General features: G+C 40.0%; 7 protein-coding genes and 1 tRNA gene. 2 read left to right on the forward strand and 6 right to left on the reverse strand.

What is annotated here, in order from left to right; translation table 11 throughout:
• From HMPREF0023_RS10255 to HMPREF0023_RS10280, 6 genes are all read right to left on the reverse strand, one after another.
• The coding region (locus tag HMPREF0023_RS10255) for a TolC family protein (RefSeq protein ID WP_008942033.1) at positions 1 to 1377 on the reverse strand (1377 nt) is incomplete at its 3' end.
• Positions 1378 to 1566: 189 nt separating this feature from the next.
• On the reverse strand, positions 1567 to 2313 hold the full coding sequence (lptB, locus tag HMPREF0023_RS10260; protein WP_008942034.1) for an LPS export ABC transporter ATP-binding protein: 747 nt from the start codon (positions 2311 to 2313) through the stop codon (positions 1567 to 1569).
• Positions 2313 to 2861 (reverse strand): lipopolysaccharide transport periplasmic protein LptA, encoded by a 549-nt coding sequence (lptA, locus tag HMPREF0023_RS10265; RefSeq protein WP_005084650.1) that lies wholly within the window; start codon positions 2859 to 2861, stop codon positions 2313 to 2315. The genes lptB and lptA overlap by 1 nt, the downstream gene beginning before the upstream one ends.
• Complete coding sequence (lptC, locus tag HMPREF0023_RS10270; protein ID WP_008942035.1) at positions 2845 to 3393, reverse strand: LPS export ABC transporter periplasmic protein LptC; 549 nt, start codon at positions 3391 to 3393, stop codon at positions 2845 to 2847. Before lptC ends, lptA begins: the two co-directional genes overlap by 17 nt.
• A 44-nt stretch (positions 3394 to 3437) precedes the next feature.
• Positions 3438 to 3977, reverse strand: a complete 540-nt coding sequence (locus tag HMPREF0023_RS10275) for a KdsC family phosphatase (protein WP_008942036.1) — start codon at positions 3975 to 3977, stop codon at positions 3438 to 3440.
• Between the two features lie 3 nt (positions 3978 to 3980).
• Complete coding sequence (locus HMPREF0023_RS10280) at positions 3981 to 4958, reverse strand: KpsF/GutQ family sugar-phosphate isomerase (RefSeq protein WP_005089710.1); 978 nt, start codon at positions 4956 to 4958, stop codon at positions 3981 to 3983.
• A gap of 275 nt (positions 4959 to 5233) precedes the next feature.
• Here HMPREF0023_RS10280 and cysS point away from each other — a divergent pair, with 275 nt between their 5' ends.
• A complete protein-coding gene (gene cysS, locus HMPREF0023_RS10285; protein WP_008942037.1) occupies positions 5234 to 6655 on the forward strand; it encodes a cysteine--tRNA ligase in 1422 nt (473 codons plus the stop codon).
• 62 nt (positions 6656 to 6717) lie between these two features.
• Positions 6718 to 6793, forward strand: a tRNA-Gly gene (locus HMPREF0023_RS10290).
• Positions 6794 to 6839 lie beyond the last annotated feature (46 nt).

Here is a 6839-nt window from a genome sequence, read left to right on the forward strand (position 1 = left end):
AAATAAATCGACAAGTGTACGAGTTCCCAGTTTATATTGTTCTTGATAAAGCTCTTTGGTCCGTACAGTTGTAGCTTGTTGACCCGCTAATACCTGCAATTGACGCTGCTTACTCTCGATTTGTTCTCGACTGGTTCTGATCTGATCCAATACTCTTAAATATACCGCATTTACCTGTGCTTTGGCTGCTTCTTCTGCAAAACTCGCAGCACGCAAGCGTGAAGTGGTAGCACCGCCTTGATAAAACTGACTACTTGCCTCCAACATAATTGCACTATCAAAACCACCTCGTTTGTCATTATTCGGATTTCGACCATGCAATGCTTGGCTGACCTCACCCTTTACTGACAAAGTAGGATAATTACTCACCTGCGTCTGTCTTTTTTGATTTTTCGCAACTTCAATCCCCGCATACGCTGCAATCATTTGCGGAATCGTATTAAATTCAGGCTCTACATATAAATCTGATTGTTGAACAAAATCCTGCGGAATGGCCCATTGCACACTTCGCGCATCAAAACCTAATAAAGTATAGAGCCGCTGTTGCAATTGACTTAATATTGACTGCTGAGCAATTAAAGCAGACTGGGCCGATTGCACATAGGATTGTGCTTGCACAGGATCGGCTTGACTACTAATGCCTGCATTGGCTCGTAAGTTTGCCATTTCCTGAATACGTTTGATTCCAGCGATTTGCTGATTTGCAATCCTAATCAGCCTTTGTTGACGTTGAATATTAATAATAGTTTGTGCTACATCTAATGAAATATCATCCACTTTAACCAACACATTGGCTTGTTCCAGCAGAAGTTTGGCTTCCTCAGTGGATACACCAGATTTCACCTTTCCAAAGTCATAAAGCATTTGAGTTGCATTCAAAGCTAATATTTGCCGCCCCCGCTCACCTTTTCGTGTCAGATCTCCAGTATTTACCCCACCTGATATCTGAGGGTAATAACCTGCTTTTGCGACGTCAATGTTGGCATTTTGAGCAGCTAGTGTTGCTAAGGTTTGAGAAATTTCGGGATTGCGTTGAACCGCAAGCTGTATTGCATCCTTTAAAGTTTTATTCTGATTTTGCCATACAACTGCAGGCGCCGATGTATCCATTGGACGTCCCGATCCAACAACGGGTAATTCAGTTACAGTTGAGTTAATCGAAAAGTTACTCAACTTTTGCATATTAGCTGTTTTAAACTCATCACTACTCTTGGGTGAGAACAATTGAGATACGTTGTTCTTTAAAGAATGGTATTGCTCACTTGGGGTTGAGGCCTGCGTAACGGGCACAGATGATAAAGTCGCTACACAAAATAGCCACTTAAAATCCATACATGCTTTACGTGTTCCCTCATCTATATCTTTATTAATGCTCATATTCTTATCATGTAATTATCGCCTAAAGCAAAACCATTCTACTCTTATTCTTGTGCAAAACACCACGTTTTAGATGCAAATTCAGCCAGTTATAAATGTTTATTTTTTGTAAATTAGGTCACACTTTATTGAAGTCAGATGCAAAAAAAGAACCCATTCTGGGTTCTTCTAACGCTGATATGAATCATTTTAAACTACGAAATCATCGCCAAGGTAAACCTTACGAACCTGCTCATTGTCTAAAATTTCTTGTGGTGTTCCTTCTGCGATCACTGAGCCTTCACTTACAATATAAGCTTTCTCACAGATTGCCAGAGTCTCACGAACATTGTGATCCGTAATTAACACACCGATCCCACGATCTTTCAGTGTTTGAATAATTTCTTTAATATCACCCACAGAAATTGGATCTACTCCTGCAAAGGGTTCATCCAATAACATAAATTTCGGATCAGCAGCCAATGCTCGCGCAATTTCAGCACGACGTCGTTCACCACCAGACACACTCATACCTAATGAGTCTTTGATATGACTGATTTTAAAATCACCTAACAACTCATTCAAACGTTGCTGGCGTTGCTGCTTGTTTAAATCTTTCCGTGTTTCCAAAATTGCCATAATATTTTCGGCAATGGTTAGCTTTCTAAAAATTGAAGCTTCCTGTGGTAAATACCCTATACCTTTACGAGCACGCTCATGCATTGCGAGATCAGATAAATCCAAATCATCTAAATGAATTTCGCCTTTATCCATTCGAACTAAACCGACAACCATATAGAAGCTCGTCGTTTTACCTGCCCCATTCGGACCTAATAACCCCACAATTTGTCCACTTTGCATGGTAAAAGACACATCTTTTACCACCCAACGTTTACTATAGTTTTTGGCTAAATGCTTAATACATAAGGTTTGTGGCTGTAGCAACGATTGTTCCATTAATCACGCGCCCCTGGAAAACTTTTTGAACTAGATGGTGGAATGATAATTTGCACTCGATTTGATGAAGACCCTTGAGCTTCCACATCACCTTTATTCATACTATATTTTAGACTTTCACCACGAATGCTTGAGCCATCCTGATACAGATATGCACGCCCCGTTAAAGTCAGAATACCCGTGTCGGCATTGTAAACAATCTGTTGAGCCTCTCCACGCGCCAAACCACGATTTGCATCAATTTGTTGTTGAAATTTAGCCAGTTGACCTTTGGCAGTGATGGTTTGGATTTCTCTTTTACTATTTAAAGTGGCTACGATTGAATCAGCTTGTAGTTTCATCGTACCTTGTTCAATCACAACATTACCAGTATATGTCGTAACACCTGTTTTATCATTATAAGTTGCACGATCTGCAACCAGCGTCAATTGTTGATTACGATCTGAAGGCAAAGCAAAGCTTGTAGCAGAAGATAAAGCGATGACAGCCATACATGTGAATTGCTTTAAGGAAGTAAAGCGATTATTAAAATTAAGAGTTTGGCGCATACTTTCCTCGAACTTTAAAAAACTCATATTGCCCATCATTCAAATTGGCCTTTAAACCTTGGCTGATAAACTCTGACGATGGCGATTGGATAATCACTTGATGTTGTGTTTCTAACTCTCTAGTTTTTGGATAACCGGTAATTTCATCGGTACGAAATTCCATGTTACCTTGATCAGACAAATTGGTAACAACCACATCTCCTGTCAATATAATTTTATGGTTATCATCATAGCCATTCGCCTGTCGAGCCGAAAAAGTTGCGTCGGCTTTACCCTGCTTGTACATCACAGCACTCAGTTGATCAATCTGAGAGGTTTTTTGCTGCATATCTTGCTGTAATTGTTTAATTTCAGCACGAACATACAAGTTTCCTTGTTCATCCGTTTGAGTTAAATGAACACCGTGCGCCGAATAGGTCATATTCTTCGCAGTATCAACATCTAACTTTTTTGCTTTACCGCTAAAGTAATAAAAACCGCCGCTGACACTCGCAACGACTATAGCGATAACGTATAAAACTTTGGTATCCATAAACAGGGTTACCTAACCTTGAGCATATCGACTCTATACTTGTATTAATGTGGCACAGCAAGATATTTTTCAAGCAGTTCTTGGTAAACACCTTTTGCCGTCAATAACATATCACATACTTCTCGAACTGCTCCACGACCACCCATCGCCTGTGTGACAAGATGTGCACGGCGACGAACTTCTTCGTGACCATTCGGCACTGTCACACACATACCAGAGATTGAAAATGCAGATAAATCTGGCCAATCATCTCCCATATATAGACAATCTTCAGGAAGAATATTGAATTGTGCACATGCTTCTCTAAGCGCAACACCTTTGTCCTCACGACCTTGAAAGACTAAGTCAACACCTAAGTCTGACATACGTTTTTCAACGATATTACTCTTACGACCAGTAATGATGATAACTTTCATACCCGCTTTTTGAACCAATTTCATACCTAAACCATCACGAATATCGAATGATTTAATTTCATCGCCTGAATTGGTCAATGTCACAAAGCCATCGCTTAAAATCCCATCCACATCCAGCACTAAGGCTTGTAAATGACGTGCTTTTTCTTGTAAAGCATACGATGCCATGGCTTAATTTACTCCAGCTTCAATAAGGTCGTGCATACTAATAACACCAATCACTTTTTTAGCATCATCAACAACAACGAATTGGTTAATTTTCTTCTCATGCATTTTTTCTAAAGCTTCAACTGCACGAGCCTCTTGAGAAATCGTGAGTGGATTCGCTGTCATCACATCAGCGACCACAGCAGTTACATCAAAGCCTTGTTGTCGGTCAATCATACGACGCAAGTCACCATCGGTAAAAATGCCTAACAAAGTATCTTGTTCATCCACGATCGTCGTCAAACCCAAACGTTTATCAGAAATTTCGTATAACACTTTATTCATCGGTGTATCAGGCTTTACTTTCGGTAATTCAGAGCCCGTATGCATCAAATGCTTCACATGTAACAACAATCGTTTACCCAAAGCACCAGCAGGATGTGAACGTGCAAAATCATCAGCGGTAAAGCCACGTGCTTCTAATAATGCAACAGCTAAAGCATCACCCAAAACCAGTGTAGCAGTAGTACTAGACGTCGGTGCCAAACCTAAAGGACAGGCTTCATCTGCCAAACCCAAGGTTAAAGCGACATCTGCATTCTGTGGCATCGGACCTTTATCATCACGACTAATCGTAATTAAAGGTACTCCCAAATGTTTGATCAATGGCATGAGCATCATAATTTCATCACTCTTACCAGAGTTTGAAATCGCAATCAGCACATCACCACGAACCAACATACCAAGATCACCATGACCAGCCTCGCCAGGATGCATGAAAAATGAGGGGGTCCCCGTAGATGCGAATGTCGCTGCCATTTTACGTCCGATATGGCCTGATTTTCCCATACCAGTAACAACGACACGTCCTGAACATTGCAATAGAATTTCACATGCACGATCAAAACGTTCATCTACCTGAGTTGCAAGCACTTCGATTGCTTGTTGTTCAATACGCAAAGTTTCCAATGCACTTTTCTGAAAATTTATAGCTTGTGACATGCGAGTCTGACTCAAAGTAATACTCTATCCACTTGATGATGGATGATTTTAATCGAAAGAATTGTGGAGATTCTAGCACAACTGTAAGTTATACACGTTTCCAAATGTATAAGTTTTCAAGGAAGATGGAGAGACATCTTTTCCAAAAATGAATAATCATAAATGATCAATCTCCCCTATCCATCGAATTAATCTTTTTTCTCTAGACAACTTTATGAAAAATGATGCATACGTTATGATGTAACGCTAATTTTGTAGAGTGTTTGAAAACCCTTATGCAACCTTTTGTTTTATATAACTCTGAGCAACGTAAAAAAGTTGAATTTGTCCCACGTAATGAAGGTCAAATCGATATCTATGTCTGTGGTATGACCGTATACGATTACTGTCACATTGGACATGCTCGCGTTATGGTTGCATTTGACTACATTATCCGTTTCTTACGTAGCCAAGGCTGGAAAGTACGCTATATTCGAAATATCACCGATATTGACGACAAAATCATTGCTCGTGCAAACGAAAATGGTGAAAGTATTCAACAACTCACCGCACGTTTCATTGATGCAATGAATGAAGATGCAGCGGACTTAGGCTGCGTTGCACCTGATGAGGCACCAAAAGCAACCGAGTACATCGATCAAATGCAAAATATGATTAGCACTTTAGTAAATAAAGGTGCTGCCTACCCTGCAAGCAATGGCGATGTCTATTTTGAAGTAAGTAAATTTGAAAAATATGGTCGACTTTCAGGCCGTAAACTCGATGATATGCAAGCAGGTGCTTCTGAACGTGTCGATGTTGAAGTTGAAAAGAAACATCCCTTTGACTTTGTGCTTTGGAAACATGCAAAGGAAAATGAACCTGCTTGGGCATCACCTTGGGGTAAAGGTCGTCCAGGTTGGCATATTGAATGCTCTGCAATGTCAACCTGCTGCTTAGGCAATCACTTTGACATTCATGGTGGCGGTTCAGATCTCATGTTCCCTCATCATGAAAATGAAATTGCGCAAAGCGAAGCAACTACTGGCGAACAATATGTAAATTATTGGATGCATGTTGGATTCATCAATGTCGATGGTGAGAAAATGTCTAAGTCTTTAGGCAATTTCTTTACGATTCGAGATGTGATGGAAAAATTCCATCCTGAAGTGATTCGTTACTTTATTGTCTCATCACATTATCGTAGTCCAGTCAATTTTTCTGATGTTGCTTTAAAAGAAGCTAAAACTGCGTTGAGCCGTTTCTATCATTCATTTAAAGCCTATCAACAAGTGTATGGTCAAAAAACTGTTGATGCTTTAGAGCAAAGTTTTGTTGAACGCTTTAATAATGCAATGTGTGATGATTTCAATACTGCTGAAGCGATGGCTGTTCTTTTTGAGCTGAATAAAGAGTTAAATCGTGCAGTGAAAGAAGAACAAGCAGAACAAGCAATGGTTCTCTACTCAACTTTACGCCAGCTCACAAATATTCTAGGTTTAGTTCAACACAATGTAGATGAATTCCTTAAATCTGATATTGGTCAAGATGCCCTTGCGCTTTCTGATACGGATATTGAGGACTTGATCCAACAACGTGTAGATGCAAAAAAAGCCAAAGATTTTGCAAAAGCCGATGGCATTCGTCAATCTTTATTGGATCAAGGTGTGGTTCTAGAAGATACACGTCAGGGAACAATCTGGCGACGTGCTGATTAATTCAACACTTAGCATTATAGAGAGTTGACAGTTGAACGAAACTCTCTATAATGCGTCCTATTGCGGGAATAGCTCAGTTGGTAGAGCATAACCTTGCCAAGGTTGGGGTCGCGAGTTCGAGTCTCGTTTCCCGCTCCAAAATTCAAAAAGCCCTAATCTTTTGATTAGGGCTTTTTTATTGTAG

Origin of the sequence: Acinetobacter sp. ATCC 27244 (genome assembly GCF_000156555.1) — a bacterium.
In the GTDB taxonomy this organism is placed as follows: Bacteria; Pseudomonadota; Gammaproteobacteria; order Pseudomonadales; family Moraxellaceae; genus Acinetobacter; species Acinetobacter haemolyticus.

Coding starts and splice junctions, on each gene's coding strand:
- lptB (WP_008942034.1), bottom strand. CDS start 2,313: ATGGAACAATCGTTGCTACAGCCACAAACCTTATGTATTAAGCATTTA.
- cysS (WP_008942037.1), top strand. CDS start 5,234: ATGCAACCTTTTGTTTTATATAACTCTGAGCAACGTAAAAAAGTTGAA.
- lptA (WP_005084650.1), bottom strand. CDS start 2,861: ATGCGCCAAACTCTTAATTTTAATAATCGCTTTACTTCCTTAAAGCAA.
- HMPREF0023_RS10275 (WP_008942036.1), bottom strand. CDS start 3,977: ATGGCATCGTATGCTTTACAAGAAAAAGCACGTCATTTACAAGCCTTA.
- lptC (WP_008942035.1), bottom strand. CDS start 3,393: ATGGATACCAAAGTTTTATACGTTATCGCTATAGTCGTTGCGAGTGTC.
- HMPREF0023_RS10280 (WP_005089710.1), bottom strand. CDS start 4,958: ATGTCACAAGCTATAAATTTTCAGAAAAGTGCATTGGAAACTTTGCGT.